1 protein-coding gene is annotated in these 755 nt (G+C 65.7%); it reads right to left on the reverse strand.

What is annotated here, in order from left to right; genetic code table 11:
• A partial coding sequence (locus F1193_RS16905) for an ISAs1 family transposase (RefSeq protein WP_150098955.1) occupies positions 1-704 on the reverse strand: 704 nt, incomplete at its 3' end.
• Between the last annotated feature and the right edge of the window lie 51 nt (positions 705-755).

Genomic DNA, 755 nt, shown 5'->3' on the forward strand with positions numbered 1-755 from the left:
TGGCGGCTGATCGCGGTGTCCTTGAAACCATTGGCTTTCTGCTCGGCGGCGAACAACTCGACGTCCTCTCGCAAGCTGCCCTGGTTGCCTTTCAGGGCCAGCACATAGTCGGCCTTCTGGGCGAGGATTTGCGCGGCGATGGCGCGCTGGCAGCCCATGGCATCGATGGTGACGATGGCGCCCTCGATCGACAGCAGGGAGAGCAGTTGGGGGATGGCGACGATCTCGTTCGACTTGTCGGCCACCTTGACCTGCCCGAGCACCAGGCGCTGGCGCGCCGCGAAGGCGGACACCATGTGGACCGCCGCCTTGGCGTCCCTCTTGGCCGAGCGACGCAGCGTCTTGCCGTCGATGGCGATCACGTCTGCGGGCGCCCCCGTCACCGCCGCCACCCAGGCGACGAAGCAACGCTGGAACTGCGTGGCGTCGAGGGTGGCGAGGATGTCGCCGAGGTGGTCGTGCGAGGGGGTGCCATGGAGAAACGTGCGGAACCGGCGCAGCAGGTCGAGCTTCTTCTCGCCGAACCGGGCAATGTCGACGAAGGTCTCGGCGCCGGCCAGCACCGCCAGAAGGCACAGCAGCAGCACCTCCTGAAGCGGGTACATCACCTTGCCGCGCTGGCGCGGGTCCGGCATGTCCTTGAAATAGTCCAGGAAAACAACCGCTTCCGCAAGCGCGGCAAAGTCCGGTTCCGCTGGCTCCATCGCCCATCCTCCGCATCCGAATCGAAGGAACCGACAGATTCAGCACTTCAG

The sequence above is a fragment of the Blastochloris sulfoviridis genome, from assembly GCF_008630065.1.
GTDB lineage: Bacteria > Pseudomonadota > Alphaproteobacteria > Rhizobiales > Xanthobacteraceae > Blastochloris > Blastochloris sulfoviridis.